This window comes from Streptomyces sp. NPDC030222 (assembly GCF_055573115.1).
Genome location: NZ_JBVICA010000015.1, coordinates 133,143 through 146,808 on the forward strand (window position 1 = coordinate 133,143; position 13,666 = coordinate 146,808).

At 71.0% G+C, this 13,666-nt stretch carries 15 protein-coding genes and 1 pseudogene; 7 read left to right on the forward strand and 9 right to left on the reverse strand.

What is annotated here, in order from left to right:
* Positions 1-15: 15 nt before the first annotated feature.
* The 3 genes from ACZ4Z5_RS22045 (at position 16) to ACZ4Z5_RS22055 (ending at position 2,590) form a co-directional block, all read left to right on the forward strand.
* Positions 16-1,164 (forward strand): adenosine deaminase, encoded by a 1,149-nt coding sequence (locus ACZ4Z5_RS22045; protein WP_468265260.1) that lies wholly within the window; start codon positions 16-18, stop codon positions 1,162-1,164.
* A 128-nt stretch (positions 1,165-1,292) separates the two neighbouring features.
* The gene (locus tag ACZ4Z5_RS22050) at positions 1,293-1,625 is read left to right on the forward strand and encodes an ATP-binding protein (RefSeq protein ID WP_468265262.1); all 333 of its coding nucleotides are present in this window, start codon (positions 1,293-1,295) and stop codon (positions 1,623-1,625) included.
* Positions 1,626-1,900: 275 nt separating this feature from the next.
* Complete coding sequence (locus tag ACZ4Z5_RS22055; protein WP_468265264.1) at positions 1,901-2,590, forward strand: hypothetical protein; 690 nt, start codon at positions 1,901-1,903, stop codon at positions 2,588-2,590.
* Between the two features lie 116 nt (positions 2,591-2,706).
* Here the strand turns inward: ACZ4Z5_RS22055 and ACZ4Z5_RS22060 are convergent, their stop codons facing one another.
* The 5 genes from ACZ4Z5_RS22060 to afsQ1 all read right to left on the reverse strand — a co-directional run bounded on the left by ACZ4Z5_RS22060 (position 2,707) and on the right by afsQ1 (position 6,612).
* A complete protein-coding gene (locus tag ACZ4Z5_RS22060) occupies positions 2,707-2,907 on the reverse strand; it encodes a PspC domain-containing protein (protein ID WP_468265266.1) in 201 nt (66 codons plus the stop codon).
* Positions 2,908-2,973: 66 nt separating this feature from the next.
* The gene (locus tag ACZ4Z5_RS22065; RefSeq protein ID WP_468265391.1) at positions 2,974-3,558 is read right to left on the reverse strand and encodes a VanZ family protein; all 585 of its coding nucleotides are present in this window, start codon (positions 3,556-3,558) and stop codon (positions 2,974-2,976) included.
* Positions 3,559-3,731: 173 nt separating this feature from the next.
* The gene (locus ACZ4Z5_RS22070) at positions 3,732-4,415 is read right to left on the reverse strand and encodes a hypothetical protein (protein WP_468265268.1); all 684 of its coding nucleotides are present in this window, start codon (positions 4,413-4,415) and stop codon (positions 3,732-3,734) included.
* Positions 4,412-5,914, reverse strand: a complete 1,503-nt coding sequence (locus ACZ4Z5_RS22075) for an ATP-binding protein (protein ID WP_468265270.1) — start codon at positions 5,912-5,914, stop codon at positions 4,412-4,414. Before ACZ4Z5_RS22075 ends, ACZ4Z5_RS22070 begins: the two co-directional genes overlap by 4 nt.
* A 20-nt stretch (positions 5,915-5,934) precedes the next feature.
* Positions 5,935-6,612, reverse strand: a complete 678-nt coding sequence (gene afsQ1 / locus ACZ4Z5_RS22080; protein WP_468265272.1) for a two-component system response regulator AfsQ1 — start codon at positions 6,610-6,612, stop codon at positions 5,935-5,937.
* Between the two features lie 178 nt (positions 6,613-6,790).
* On the opposite strand from afsQ1, the gene ACZ4Z5_RS22085 reads away from it, so the two are divergent.
* A complete protein-coding gene (locus tag ACZ4Z5_RS22085) occupies positions 6,791-7,525 on the forward strand; it encodes a SigE family RNA polymerase sigma factor (RefSeq protein WP_468265274.1) in 735 nt (244 codons plus the stop codon).
* Between the two features lie 192 nt (positions 7,526-7,717).
* On the opposite strand, the gene ACZ4Z5_RS22090 is transcribed toward ACZ4Z5_RS22085, so the two are convergent.
* Positions 7,718-8,425 (reverse strand): uridine kinase family protein, encoded by a 708-nt coding sequence (locus ACZ4Z5_RS22090; protein ID WP_468265276.1) that lies wholly within the window; start codon positions 8,423-8,425, stop codon positions 7,718-7,720.
* A 63-nt stretch (positions 8,426-8,488) separates the two neighbouring features.
* Between ACZ4Z5_RS22090 and ACZ4Z5_RS22095 the strand changes: the two genes are divergently transcribed.
* Entirely contained in the window at positions 8,489-8,893 is a 405-nt protein-coding gene (locus tag ACZ4Z5_RS22095) for a hypothetical protein (RefSeq protein ID WP_468265278.1), read from the forward strand.
* 220 nt (positions 8,894-9,113) lie between these two features.
* Here the strand turns inward: ACZ4Z5_RS22095 and ACZ4Z5_RS22100 are convergent, their stop codons facing one another.
* The 3 genes from ACZ4Z5_RS22100 to deoC are packed head-to-tail and all read right to left on the reverse strand — an operon-like array spanning position 9,114 to position 12,395.
* Positions 9,114-10,004, reverse strand: a complete 891-nt coding sequence (locus tag ACZ4Z5_RS22100) for an aldehyde dehydrogenase family protein (protein WP_468265280.1) — start codon at positions 10,002-10,004, stop codon at positions 9,114-9,116.
* Complete coding sequence (locus ACZ4Z5_RS22105; protein WP_468265393.1) at positions 9,997-11,433, reverse strand: aldehyde dehydrogenase family protein; 1,437 nt, start codon at positions 11,431-11,433, stop codon at positions 9,997-9,999. The genes ACZ4Z5_RS22100 and ACZ4Z5_RS22105 overlap by 8 nt, the downstream gene beginning before the upstream one ends.
* Positions 11,433-12,395: a deoxyribose-phosphate aldolase gene (gene deoC / locus ACZ4Z5_RS22110; RefSeq protein WP_468265282.1), complete on the reverse strand. Its 963-nt coding sequence runs from the start codon at positions 12,393-12,395 to the stop codon at positions 11,433-11,435. The genes ACZ4Z5_RS22105 and deoC overlap by 1 nt, the downstream gene beginning before the upstream one ends.
* Positions 12,396-12,814: 419 nt before the next feature.
* Between deoC and ACZ4Z5_RS22115 the strand changes: the two are divergent.
* Positions 12,815-12,940, forward strand: a pseudogene (locus ACZ4Z5_RS22115) (class F sortase); the annotation flags it as partial.
* A gap of 15 nt (positions 12,941-12,955) precedes the next feature.
* Positions 12,956-13,594, forward strand: coding sequence for a PH domain-containing protein (locus ACZ4Z5_RS22120; protein ID WP_468265284.1), 639 nt, complete (start codon positions 12,956-12,958; stop codon positions 13,592-13,594).
* The last annotated feature ends 72 nt before the right edge of the window (positions 13,595-13,666 follow it).

A 13,666-nucleotide genomic window follows, 5' to 3' on the forward strand; every position in this document is an offset into this window, starting at 1 on the left:
GGCTACAGTGCGGAAATGACGAGCCCGACCCCCTCCCTGCCGACCGCGGACCAGATCCGCCGCGCGCCGAAGGTCCTGCTCCACGACCACCTCGACGGCGGGCTGCGCCCCGGCACTGTCATCGATCTCGCCCGTCAGGCGGGCTACACCGCGCTGCCCGAGCCGGAGGCCGACAAGCTCGGCATCTGGTTCCGCGAGGCGGCCGACTCCGGTTCCCTGGAACGCTATCTGGAGACCTTCGACCACACCTGCGCGGTCATGCAGACCCGGGAGGCCCTGGTCAGGGTCGCCGCCGAATGCGCGGAGGACCTCGCCGAGGACGGCGTCGTCTACGCCGAGGTCCGGTACGCGCCCGAGCAGCACCTCGAGAAGGGCCTGACCCTCGAACAGGTCGTCGAGGCGGTCAACGAAGGCTTCCGCGAGGGTGAGCGTCGCGCCCGCGCGAGCGGCCACCGCATCCGCGTGGGAGCACTCCTCACCGCCATGCGGCACGCCGCGCGGGCCCTGGAGATCGCCGAACTCGCCAACCGCTACCGGGACACGGGCGTCGTCGGCTTCGACATCGCCGGTGCCGAGGCGGGCTTCCCGCCCACCCGCCACCTCGACGCGTTCGAGTACCTCAAGCGGGAGAACAACCACTTCACCATCCACGCCGGCGAGGCCTTCGGGCTGCCGTCCATCTGGCAGGCCCTGCAGTGGTGCGGCGCCGACCGGCTCGGCCACGGCGTGCGCATCATCGACGACATCGAGGTCGCCGAGGACGGCACGGTGAAGCTGGGCCGGCTCGCGGCCTATGTGCGGGACAAGCGCATCCCGTTGGAGATGTGCCCCACCTCCAACCTCCAGACGGGCGCCGCGCCCTCCTACGCGGAACACCCCATCGGGCTCCTGCGCCGCCTCCACTTCCGCACCACCGTGAACACCGACAACCGTTTGATGAGCGGCACCAGCATGAGCCGCGAATTCGAGCACCTCGTCGACACTTTCGGATACACGCTCGACGACATGCAGTGGTTCACAGTCAATGCGATGAAATCAGCGTTCATTCCTTTCGACGAACGCCTCGCGATGATCAATGACGTGATCAAGCCTGGATACGCAGAACTGAAGTCCGAATGGCTGTTCCGTCAGACCGCCGCGACCAGCGGTTCTTCCGAGGGCTGACGACCTGCGAAGGGTGAGGAGGCGGCCGCGGACACGAATTCCGGCCGCCTCTTCGGTGTTTGCGGCAATGGCACACGCTGATTAGCTTGACGAGCCGCTCAAGTCCCCTTCCGCAAGGACCGAATCCGATGAAGCAGTCCGCCGCCAAGACCCTCGGTGCCGCCGCCCTAGGTGCCGCATTCGCCGCCGTGGCCGCAAGTTCCGCGACCGCGGCCCCGATCGTCCCCCAGGTTGCCCCGGGTGCCCTGGACCAGGTCACCGAATCCCTGCCGCTGGAGGGCGCCACGAGCGGCCGGGCCGCCCGCAACACGCTGGGCGACGTCGCCACCGACACCGCCCTCCCGCACGCGCTGCCCGCCGCCCAGAAGACCGGCGCCCTGCTCGGCGGAGTGCCCGTCGGCGCCCTGCCCGGCGGCGCCGGACTCGGCGGTCTGCCCGCCGGCACCGGACTCGGCGCCTGACCGGCCGCGACGCACCATCACGGGGCGCGCACCGCACACCGGTGTGCGCCCTCGGCCGTACGCGCCGGTGAGCCGGCCCTCCCCGCACCCGCCCTCCGCACCGTCCGCGCGCCGGACCATCTGCCGGCCGCGCACCGGGACGGCCGTCCCGGAAGGCGCGCGACTCCACGGGAACGCCCACCGGACACCACCACGGGCCATCACGGACAGCGCCACCGGACAACGAACAGCGGACAACGAACACCAGGTAACGAATACCGACAGGAACCATCGACATGCGTGTGAAGGCCACCGTCGCGGCGGCACTCGTACTTCTCCTGGCGACCGCGTGCGGCGGCCGTGACGACGGCCCGCAGGTCGCAACCAGCACCAGCGGACCCGAGGCCAGGAGCCTGGAACGTGCGGCACTGCAGCCCGCCGATCTTCCGGGCTTCCAGGTGTCGGCCACCGCGCTGAACCCGAAGGCCGGTGCACGCCCTGCCGTGGACCGCGAGGACTGCCAACCCCTCGCCGACGTCATGGGCGACAAGCCCTGGCCGGTGGCCCGGGCCACCGTGACCCGCGGCATCGGATCCCAGCGGCTCCCCGGGCTCGCCGTCTCCTCCTCCCTCAGCGCCTACGCCGACGCCGACGCCCGGCAGGTGATCAGGGACCTGCGGTCAGCCGTCGCAGCGTGCCGCACCGGCTTCGGCGTGACCCTCGAAGGCAAGAGCGGCACGTACGAGGACGTGACGGCCACGGAGTACCGGACCGGCGGTGACGAGTCGGTGAGCTGGACCCTCACCGCGACCGGCAAGGGAGCTTCCGCACCCGTGCACATGGTCGTCGTACGGCGCGGCGCCACCGTGGTGAGGCTCATGGCGCTGGACGTCACCGGCACCAAGAAGAGGGGCACGTCGGTACAGGTCCCCCAGGAGGTCGTCGACAAGCAGCTGGACAAGCTCGCCGAGAGGAACGCCGAATGACGGCTGCCGGACAGCGGGTGCGGGACAGCGGCTGCCGGACAGCAGGTACGGAATAGCGGTTGGCGGGTGACGGCTGCCGGACCGGGTGACAACTGCCGGAGCCGGGCACGCGGCCGCTACCAGGCGGTCCCCGCGGTCTTCTCGTTCGGCAGCAGCAGCCACAGGGCGAGGTAGACCAGGAACTGCGGGCCCGGGAGCAGGCACGAGGCCACGAATATCACCCGCATCGTGGTCGCGGAGGTGCCGAAGCGCCGGGCCAGCGCGGCGCACACTCCGCCGATCATCCGTCCGTCACGGGGGCGGGCAAGAGCTGTCATGGCGGTCTCCTTCGCGAACGTCGAACTGCGACTCGGCCGGAGCGCCCTTGTGCGCTCCCCGATGCCTCAATTCTGGGTGTGCGAAGCGGGCAAAGCGTCACTCCACGGGGCGATCCCGACCCTGGGAAGGGTCGGGGTACGACCCTGAGAACGCTCCTCCGTGAGAGGGGCGGACCGCGCGGCACCGTCGCACCTGCGGCGGAGCACGGCCCGGCCCGCGGGGACGACCGCGAGATGGGCGAGCACCACTCCGGTGGTGTTCAGCAGCAGCGAGTCCACGTCGACGACCTGGCCAGGGACCGCGGTCTGGAGCAGTTCGATGCTCAGGGAGATCAGCGCGCCGGCCGCCGCCGTGCGCACCAGTGACCCGAAGGGCGAGACCCGGAGACGGCCGCTCGTCAGCGGCAGCAGCACCCCCAGCGGGGCGAGCAGCACCAGCCGTTCGGCGATCCGCTGGGCCGCGTCGACCGGCGCGAGCATCAGATCGGCCCTGATCCCGGCGAACGGCTCCCAGTTCGGAGCGGTCACCCAGGTGACGTCGAGCGGGCGCAGCGTCAGCCACCCCACCAGGAGCAGATGGGCGAGCAGGAGCACCAGCCCGGCCAGGCGGAAGCGGATGGCGGCCTGGCCGCCCGTACCTTGACGCTGCACGCCTGACAAGACGCGGGGACCGGCGGGATCGGTTCCGCCGTTCGGGTCACCGGTGGGACGGCCGAAAGGCTCACTCACCGGACGACCGTACGAGCCGGGCGCCGGACGACGGGACGAATCGCGCATCGGACCACCGTATGAGTTCCTCCCGCCACGTCCGCCGTACCCAGGCCTCATGCCACGGACGGGGACACCGACTTCGGAGAGCCGGGCCGGCCGGGTGCCGCGGAGGTGCCCCTCGTCGCGGAGGCCGCGGCGCTCGGGACCGCACCCGGTGTCTCCATCTCGCCCGGCCGGGCGAGCAATGCCTGCGTGCAGGCATAGCCGCGGGCCGGTTCGTCGCCCGGGCCGCCCAGGACCACCGTGCTGCCCTTCGCGGCCGTCCGGCTGTTCTCCGCGTACGTGCAGATGATCTGCGCCAGGCCGAACGGCGGCAGGTCACCGGGCTCCTGGCTGAGCCGCAGGGTGCCTGCCGGGTCGCCGAACCGGCCGGCGGAGACCCGGAGCTTGGCCGGCACAGCGGTGGAGAACCCGGCCGACTTCTCGCCGTCCGACGGCACCTTCCGCAGCTCGTCGAGCAGTTTCCGCGCGAACCGCACCCTCTCGGCGCCGTCGCCGTCCGCACCGGTCACCGAACGCTCCACGGTGAACAGCTGTGAGCCGCACACCAGCCGGATCCTGACCGTCGTACCGCCCGCCCCGGCCGTCCGGCCGGAGGGCTGCTCGCAGGAGACCCGGGACGGTGCCGCACCCGCATCGACCGGCACGGTGGTGGCCCGGATGCCGCAGCCCGCCACGGCCGCCCCGAGCAGCACCGCGGCCGTCACGGCACCTGCGACCCGACTCTGCGTCCTCACTTCGCGCCCCCGCCTTCCTGGTTGTTCTGGGCCAGCCGGGAGGCGTCGCGCGGCAGCCGGAGCACGAAGACCGCACCGCCCTCGGGCGAGTTGGCGGCCGAGATGTCGCCTCCGTGGATGAGTGCGTTCTCCATGGCGATGGACAGTCCCAGGCCGCTGCCCTCGGACCGGGGCCGGGACGCGCTCGCCTTGTAGAACCGGTCGAAGACGTGCGGCAGCACGTCCTCCGGAATGCCCGGGCCGTGATCCCGTACGGAGATCACCAGCTCGTCGCCCTCCGGCCGAACGGAGACCTGTACGGGGGACCCGCCGTGCTTGAGGGCATTGCCGATCAGGTTGGCCAGGACCACGTCCAGCCGGCGCGGGTCGAGCCGCGCCATGATCCCGCGCTCCGCGTCGAGTTCCACGGCGTCCAGCCAGGCCCGGGCGTCGATGCACGCGGTGATCTGGTCGGCGATGTCCACGTCGTCGAGGACCAGCCGGGCGGTGCCCGCGTCGAAGCGGGTCACCTCCATCAGGTTCTCCACGAGGGTGTTCAGCCTGCGCGTCTCGCTCACCACCAGCTGCACCGCGGGCGCGATCATCGGATCGAGGCTGTCCTGCTCCTCTTCCAGCACCTCCGTCACCGCGGTGATCGCGGTCAGCGGGGTGCGCAGCTCGTGCGACATGTCGGCGACGAAACGCCGGCTCGCCTCCTCGCGGGCGCTCATGTCGGCGACCTTCTTCTCCAGCGCGGCAGCCGCCAGGTTGAACGTGCGGGAGAGATCCGCGAGTTCGTCGGTGCCCGACACCTGGAGCCGGGTGTCGAGCTGGCCCTCGCCGAGCCGCCGTGCGGCCTCGCCGAGCCGCTGTACCGGCTTGAGCACCGTCGTCGCGGCGGCCTGGGCGAGGAGTGCCGAACCGACCAGCGCCAGACCGGTGGCGATGCCCAGCGACCAGGCCAGGGAGTTGAGGTCGTCGCGCTCCTGCGCGAGCGAGGTCAGCATGTAGCCGGTCGGCCCGCCGCCGATGATCCTCGTGCCGGCCACCAGGTACGGATTGCCGCGCAGCGTGATCCGCTGCCAGAAGAGGTGGTATGGGTACGCGTTGTTGTCGCCGACCTTCTGCTGCTCGTCGACGGCCTCCCGCAGGGAGCCGGGCACGTCCTCCAGCGTGAACGCGTCGGTGTCGGACGCGCCGACGATCGAATGCCCGTTGGCGCCCCGGTCGACGAGCAGCACGGCGTAGCCGGGATTGCTGCTGTGCGCCATCCGCTCTGCCGCCTCCTGGAGTTCCTCCGGACGCGGCTGCATCGGCAGCACCGCGGCGCGGTTCTGCATCTCCTGCCGGAAGTCCCCGAGGGCGGCCTCCTGGACACGGGTCAGCACGGCTTCGCGGTTCAGCCAGTACGCGATTCCGGACGCGGAGACAGCGGCGGTCAGCGCGACGAGCCCGAAGACGAGGACGAGTCGGAGCCGCAGACTGGTGAAGCGCAGACCGGCGAATATCGCCTTCTTCACGGGGCCTTCTTCTGTGGGATCTACTGAGGGGTGTCCAGCCGGTAGCCGACACCACGGACGGTACGGATCAGGGTCGGCGAGGACGGTACGTCCTCGACCTTGGCCCGCAGCCGCTGCACGCACGCGTCGACCAGACGCGAGTCGCCGAGGTAGTCGTGCTCCCACACCAGCCGCAGCAGCTGCTGGCGGGACAGCGCCTGGCCCGGCCGACGGCTGAGCTCCAGCAGCAGCCGCAGCTCGGTCGGGGTCAGCTGGAGGTCCTCGCCGTTCTTGGTGACCGTCATCGCGGACCGGTCGATGACCAGGTTGCCGAACGTGGCCGAGTCCGTGGCCTCCCGCTCCCCGCGGCGCAGCACGGCGCGGATCCGCGCGTCCAGCACCCGCCCCTGGACCGGCTTGACGACGTAGTCGTCGGCGCCGGACTCAAGGCCGACCACGACGTCGATGTCGTCGCTGCGGGCGGTCAGCAGGATGATCGGCAGCTGGTCGGTGCGCCTGATGCGACGGCACACCTCGAAGCCGTCGATGCCGGGCAGCATCACGTCCAGGACGACCAGGTCGGGCCGCTGCTCGCGCAGCAGCTTCAGGCCGTCCTCGCCCGTCGCCGCGGTGGCCACGCGGTGGCCCTGGCGGGACAGGGACAGCTCAAGGGCCGTGCGGATGGCGTCGTCGTCCTCGATCAGCAACAGGAAAGGCACGGCCACATTCTGGCCCATGGGTTGAAAGAGGTCGACCGCGGAGGCCGGAGGGCGCGTCCACAAGGTCCAGCGACCCCTGTGACAGGCCTGTGACAGTCGGCGGACAGCGCCATGAAACTGCGGGGGCAAGCTTCTTGGCACAGACCGAGGAACGCACGCCATCGACGGGGGGCGCGAGATGAACGCACTGCACAGCACCACCTCAAGCGCAGTTGTCACGCGTCTTCACGACGTGAATCGCACCAAGGGCGGTTGCACCGGCCGGATCCCGGCGGCGCGGCGAGCGCCCTACATGACGGTGATCGACGCGAACCCGGTCGGCACGAGCCCGGTCGCCACGAACGCGGGGGGAGCCGCGTACAAGGAGGCAGAGGGGCAGCGGGCGTCCCTGAGCGAGGCGGAGTTCACCGCCTACGTCCGGGAGCGCCGCGCGTCCCTCTACGCGACCGCGTACCACCTGACCGGCGACCGGTACGAGGCGGAGGACCTGCTTCAGAGCGCGCTGTTCTCCACGTACCGGGCGTGGGACCGGATCAGCGACAAGGCCGCGGTCGGCGGCTATCTGCGCCGCACGATGACGAACCTGCACATCAGCGCCTGGCGGCGGCGCAAGCTCAACGAGTACCCGACCGAGGAGCTGCCGGAGACGGCCGGCGACACGGACGCGATGCGCGGCACGGAGCTGCGCGCGGTCCTGTGGCAGGCGCTCGCCCGGCTGCCGGAACTCCAGCGCACCATGCTGGTCCTCCGCTACTACGAGGGCCGCACGGACCCGGAGATCGCGGAGATCCTCGACATCAGTGTCGGCACGGTGAAGTCGAGCATCTGGCGGTCGCTCCGCCGGCTGCGCGAGGACGAGGTCCTCAGTTTCGGCCGTGACCAGGAGGAGTCCTTCGGCGAGCTCGTCGCCTGAGGATCAGGGGGAGCACGGGGGACACGGGGAACGGGGGGAGAGCACGGGGGAACACGGGGGGTAAGCGGGGCCGTTCGTCTCGGGGGAGGCGAATGGCTCACGGGGGAAGCAGAAGCGGGGCCGACCGGGGGGTTCGGCCCCGCTTCCACGTGTCCGCCCGCTCCAGGAGCGGAAGGGCGGCGTACCGGGCGATCAGCGGGCGTCGGCGGTGGGCCGCGCCGCGAGCGACCGGCCGGCGGCCGCCGAGGCGAGTCGGCCCAGCGCCTCCTCCCTGCCGCAGGGGTGGGCGCCGAGCGCCGTCTGGCGGGCCACGATGCCGCGCTCGGCCCGCATCAGCCGCCAGCCGCGACGCACCAGGAACGGCACCGACTTGCGGCCCTCGCGCAGGTCGCGCAGCAGCCGTCGCCGGAAGGTGGTCGACGGACGTCCGCGCAGGCACAGCGCGTCCGCCAGCAGCCCCATGTCCCGGCAGCGTTCCACGATGTCCGCGGCGAAGATGCCCTCGGCCACGAAGAGTGGTGTGCGCCCGATGTCGAGGTCGTCGCGGCCGGTCCGCGCGCTCGTGGCGATGTCGTACACCGGAACGCGGGTACGGCCGGAGCGGCACAGCTCCTCGATGGCGGCGACGGCTGCGTCCGCGTCCCACGACCCGGGGGAGTCCCAGTCGATGTCCGTACTGCCGCTGACGAGGGGAAGGGACGGGTCGCCGCCTTCCTTGTAGAAGTCGTCGAGGCGCAGTACGGGAAGGCCCGAACGGGCGGCGAGGGACGACTTTCCGGAGCCGGAGGGCCCTGCGAGCAGCACGACGCGGGCCGGGAAGGGTTGGGAACTCACGGGACACCAGTGTGACGCATTGACCCGTGCAGGGGACCCCCCGAGGCAGCGGTTGGTATCGAGCATCACACCTCAACTACGCTTCGTGTGCACGCGATTACTGGCAACCCATTGGACAGGCGGAATTCCATGGCACGTCATTCGGCTCCCAAGTCCCCGCGGAAGGCGCTGTTGCGCGCCGGTCTCACGGTCGCTGCGGCGGCCGCGGCCGCCGGTGCGGGCGGTGCCGCCCAGGCGGCGCCACTGCCGGACACCGGTCTGCCGGTCGGGGCGGCCTCGCCGCTCGCGCCCGAGCGGGCCCAGGCACTCACCGGTGTGGTGACCAACTCGGTGTCGGGGGCAGGGCAGCTCAAGAAGATGCAGATCAACCCGCTTGCGAAGACCGGGGTGGATCCGCTGGCCAACGGCGTCGGCACCCGGATCGCCGACTTCCGGCCGGTGTCCAGCACGGACGCGACCGGTCCGCTGTCCGACGGCGCCGCTCTGCAGGACCTCCCGGTGGCGGGACCTGCCGCCCGGGCCATGCCGCTCTGATCCGGGACGGTGATCCGGACCCTGACCCGGCTGGGCTGATCCGGACCCTGATCGGGACGCCGGTTCCGGGACGCCGATTCCGGGCACGGATTCGGGGACGTCGATTCGGGGACGTCGATTCGGGACCTGATCCGGACGGACCCGGACACGGCGAAGCCCCCGCCGCGCAGTCCTGGGTTCCAGTGTGCGGGCGGGGGCTTCCGTGCGGGACCGGAGGTCCTCAGTACGAGGAGCCGGAGGCGCCCAGCGAGCCCGTGGGGTGCCAGACGGTCTTGGTCTCCAGGAACGCGGTCAGACGGTGCGTGCCGGGGGCGGCGGACCAGTCCACGGCCTGGGGACGGAGGACGCGCTTGAGGTTGTCCGCGGCCGCGACCTCCAGCTCGCGGGCCAGGTCGGCGTCGGCGCCGGTCAGGTCGATGGCGTTGACGTCCTGGTGCGCGGCGAGCGGCGCGGCGATCTCCGCCGTACGGCCGGACAGGACGTTGACGACGCCGCCGGGAAGGTCGGACGTGGCCAGCACCTCACCGAGCGACAGCGCGGGCAGCGGAGCCTTCTCGGAGGCGATCACGACCGCGGTGTTGCCGCCGGCGATCACCGGGGCGATCACCGACACCAGGCCGAGGAAGGACGACTCCTGCGGGGCCAGTACCGTCACCACACCGGTCGGTTCCGGGGTGGAGAGGTTGAAGAACGGGCCCGCGACGGGGTTCGCTCCGCCGACGATCTGACCGATCTTGTCGGTCCAGCCCGCGTACCAGACCCAGCGGTCGATTGCAGCGTCGACCGGGGCAGCGGCCTTGGACTTCGACAGCCCCTCGGCGGCGGCGACCTCGGCGACGAACTGGTCGCGCCGGCCCTCCAGCATCTCGGCGATGCGGTAGAGGACCTGGCCGCGGTTGTACGCCGTCGCGCCCGACCAGGCGCCGAAGGCCTTGCGGGCCGCGACGACCGCGTCACGGGCGTCCTTGCGGGACGACAGCGGCGCGTTGGCCAGCCAGTTGCCCTTGGAGTCGGTCACCTCGTACACCCGCCCGCTCTCGCTGCGGGGGAACTTGCCCCCGACGAACAGCTTGTAGGTCTTGAAGACACTGAGGCGCGAAACATCAGACATCGAGGTAGGCCTCCAGACCGTGGCGGCCGCCCTCGCGGCCGAAGCCCGACTCCTTGTATCCGCCGAAGGGCGAGGTCGGGTCGAACTTGTTGAAGGTGTTGGCCCACACCACACCCGCACGGAGCTTGTTCGCGACCGCGAGGATGCGCGAGCCCTTCTCCGTCCAGATGCCGGCGGACAGGCCGTACTGGGTGTTGTTGGCCTTGGCGACGGCTTCGTCCGGGGTGCGGAACGTCAGCACGGACAGCACCGGGCCGAAGATCTCGTCACGGGCGACGGTGTGCGCCTGGGTGACGTTCGTGAAGAGGGTCGGTGCGAACCAGTAGCCGGAGGACGGCAGCTCGCAGGCCGGGGACCAGCGCTCGGCGCCCTCGGCCTCACCGGTCTCGGCGAGCGCGGTGATCCGCGCCAGCTGCTCGGCGGAGTTGATCGCGCCGATGTCGGTGTTCTTGTCCAGCGGATCGCCGAGGCGCAGCGTGGACAGCCGGCGCTTGAGCGAGTCCAGCAGCTCGTCGTGGATCGACTCCTGTACGAGGAGGCGGGAGCCAGCGCAGCAGACCTGGCCCTGGTTGAAGAAGATGCCGCCGACGATGCCCTCGACGGCCTGGTCGATCGGGGCGTCGTCGAAGACGATGTTGGCGCCCTTGCCGCCCAGCTCCAGGGTGACCTTCTTGTCCGTGCCGGCGATCTGGCGGGCGATGGCCTTGCCGACGGCGGTGGAGCCGGTGAAGGCGACCTTGTTCACGTCCGGGTGGGCGACGAGCGCGGCGCCCGTGTCGCCGTAGCCCGGGAGGATGTTCACGACGCCCTTGGGCAGCCCGGCCTGGCGGCAGATGTCCGCGAAGAACAGGGCGCTCAGCGGGGTGGTCTCGGCCGGCTTCAGCACGACCGTGTTGCCGGTCGCCAGCGCCGGGGCGATCTTCCACGCCAGCATCAGCAGCGGGAAGTTCCACGGGATGACCTGGCCGGCGACACCCAGCGGGCGCGGGTCCGGCCCGTAGCCGGCGTGGCCGAGCTTGTCGGCCCAGCCCGCGTAGTAGAAGAAGTGCGCGGCGACCAGCGGGAGGTCCGCGTCGCGGGTCTCCTTGATCGGCTTTCCGTTGTCGAGGGTCTCCAGGACCGCCAGCTCGCGGCTGCGCTCCTGGATGATCCGCGCAATGCGGAAGAGGTACTTGGCGCGCTCGGAGCCGGGCAGCGCCGACCACTTCTCGAACGCCTTGCGGGCGGCCTTCACCGCGCGGTCGACGTCGGCCTCGCCGGCCTGGGCGACCTCGGAGAGCACTTCCTCGGTGGACGGGGAGATCGTCTTGAAGACCTTGCCGTCGGCGGCGTCGGTGAACTCGCCGTCGATGAAGAGGCCGTAGCTCGGCGCGATGTCGACGACCGACCGCGACTCGGGAGCGGGTGCGTATTCAAAAGCCATCGTGATCAGTCCACCGTCACGTAGTCGGGGCCGGAGTAGCGGCCGGTCGCCAGCTTCTGGCGCTGCATCAGCAGATCGTTGAGCAGGCTGGACGCGCCGAAGCGGAACCACTCGTTGGTGAGCCAGTCCTCGCCCGCGGTCTCGTTGACCAGCACCAGGAACTTGATTGCGTCCTTGCTGGTGCGAATGCCGCCGGCGGGCTTCACTCCGATCTGTACCCCGGTCTGCGCCTTGAAGTCGCGGACGGCTTCGAGCATCAGGAGGGTGTTCGCCGGGGTGGCGTTGACGGCGACCTTGCCGGTCGAGGTCTTGATGAAGTCGGCGCCGGCGATCATGCCGAGCCAGGAGGCGCGGCGGATGTTGTCGTACGTCGACAGCTCGCCGGTCTCGAAGATGACCTTGAGCCGGGCGGCGCTGCCGTCCGGGCGGACGCAGGCCTCCTTCACGGCGCGGATCTCCTCGAACACCTTCAGGTACTTGCCGGCCAGGAAGGCGCCGCGGTCGATCACCATGTCGATCTCGTCGGCCCCGTCGGCGACGGCGTCGCGGGTGTCCGCGAGCTTGACGTCCAGCGCGGCGCGGCCGGCGGGGAAGGCCGTGGCGACCGAGGCGACCTTGACGTCGGCCCCGTTCAGGGCGGCCTTGGCGGTGGCCACCATGTCCGGGTAGACGCACAAGGCGGCGGTCGTCGGGGTGGTGCGGTCGGTCGGGTCGGGGTTGACGGCCTTGGCGGCGAGCGCCCGGACCTTGCCCGGGGTGTCCGCGCCTTCCAGCGTCGTCAGGTCGATCATCGAGATGGCCAGGTCGATGGCGTACGCCTTGGCCGTGGTCTTGATCGAGCGGGTGCCGAGGGACGCGGCGCGTGCTTCCAGGCCGACGGGGTCGACGCCGGGCAGCCCGTGGAGGAAGCGGCGCAGTGCGCTGTCGGACGCCGTCACGTCAGCGAATGCAGGTGCAATGGTGGGCATGGTCACCAGATGAGCATATCTACGCGCGTAGCTTCCCGTAAAGCCCCCCGGCCCGGACCTCGGGCATCCGGACCTTGCGGACCGCGTGAGTCCCTCCGGTCGCGGTCGTACGCGTTCCTCCGTTCCTGGCCGTACGTGTTGCTCCGCCTCTGACCGTACGCGTTGCTCCGCTCCCGACCGTACGCGTCGCTTCATCCAGCCCTCGAAGTTCCTTCGTTCCGCCCTCGAAGCCCGGGGCCCGCGGGCCGGCCCGGAGGCCTCGCCGGTCAGGCTCCGACGCCTGTCGCGTGCCGTGAGCCGCCTGTCGCAGGCCGGTGGCGATGCCGCCTGTCACGGGCCCGTGGCATGGAACGGACAGCTCCGTCCTACAAGATCAATAACGTTGTTCTCGCAGCCAGCCGGCCAGACCTCGACGGCACTTCCCGACCGCGAAGGTCTACGGCGACACCGAGCGTCCCGAGCTGCGCCTCATCACCTGCGGCGGCGAGGTCACGGACGGCCACCGCCCCGACAACATCATCATGTACGCCGATCTGGTGGCGTGAGGCAGAATCGGCCCCATGACGACCCCCTCGCCGTCTCACGAGGACGAGCCCGCCTACGCCGACAAGGTCTTCCGTTCTCCCGCGGGCATCGCGGGAGGAGTGATGCTGCTGGCCCTCATCTGCTGGCTCGGCGGGGACGCACTGATCCGCGGACGCGGCGACACACCGTGGCTGGCCCTCGCCGGGCTGCTGCTCACCATTCCGCTCGTCGTCGCGTTCACGATCCGGCCGGCCGTCTTCGTGAACGCCGACCGGATCCGCATCCGCAATCCGTTCCGGACCATCACGGTGCCGTGGGCCGCGGTCGCGGACGTCCGTGCCTCGTACACCAGCGAGCTGCTCACGAACGACGGGACGAAGTACCAGCTGTGGTCCATCCCCGTGTCGCTCCGGCAGCGCAAGAAGGCGGCCCGGCAGCGTGCCCGGATGGCGCACGACGACCCGCACGGCCTGCTGCCGGGGCCGCAGGAGCGGACCCGCGAGCAGATGAGGGCACCGGCCGACCAGACGGTCGCCGACCTGCGCGAGATGATCGAGCTGTACTCCGGCCGCGAGTCCGCCCAGGGCGAGCCGTCCGTCCGCTGGTCCTACGAGATCCTCGCGCCGAGCGCCGCGGGCGCGGTGCTGCTGGCCGCGCTGCTGATCGTGGGCTGACGCGGCGCGGGGGAGCGGGAGGAGCTCGCCCCGGTCGTACGGTGTGGAACCCACCGTTCCGCCACTGCGCGG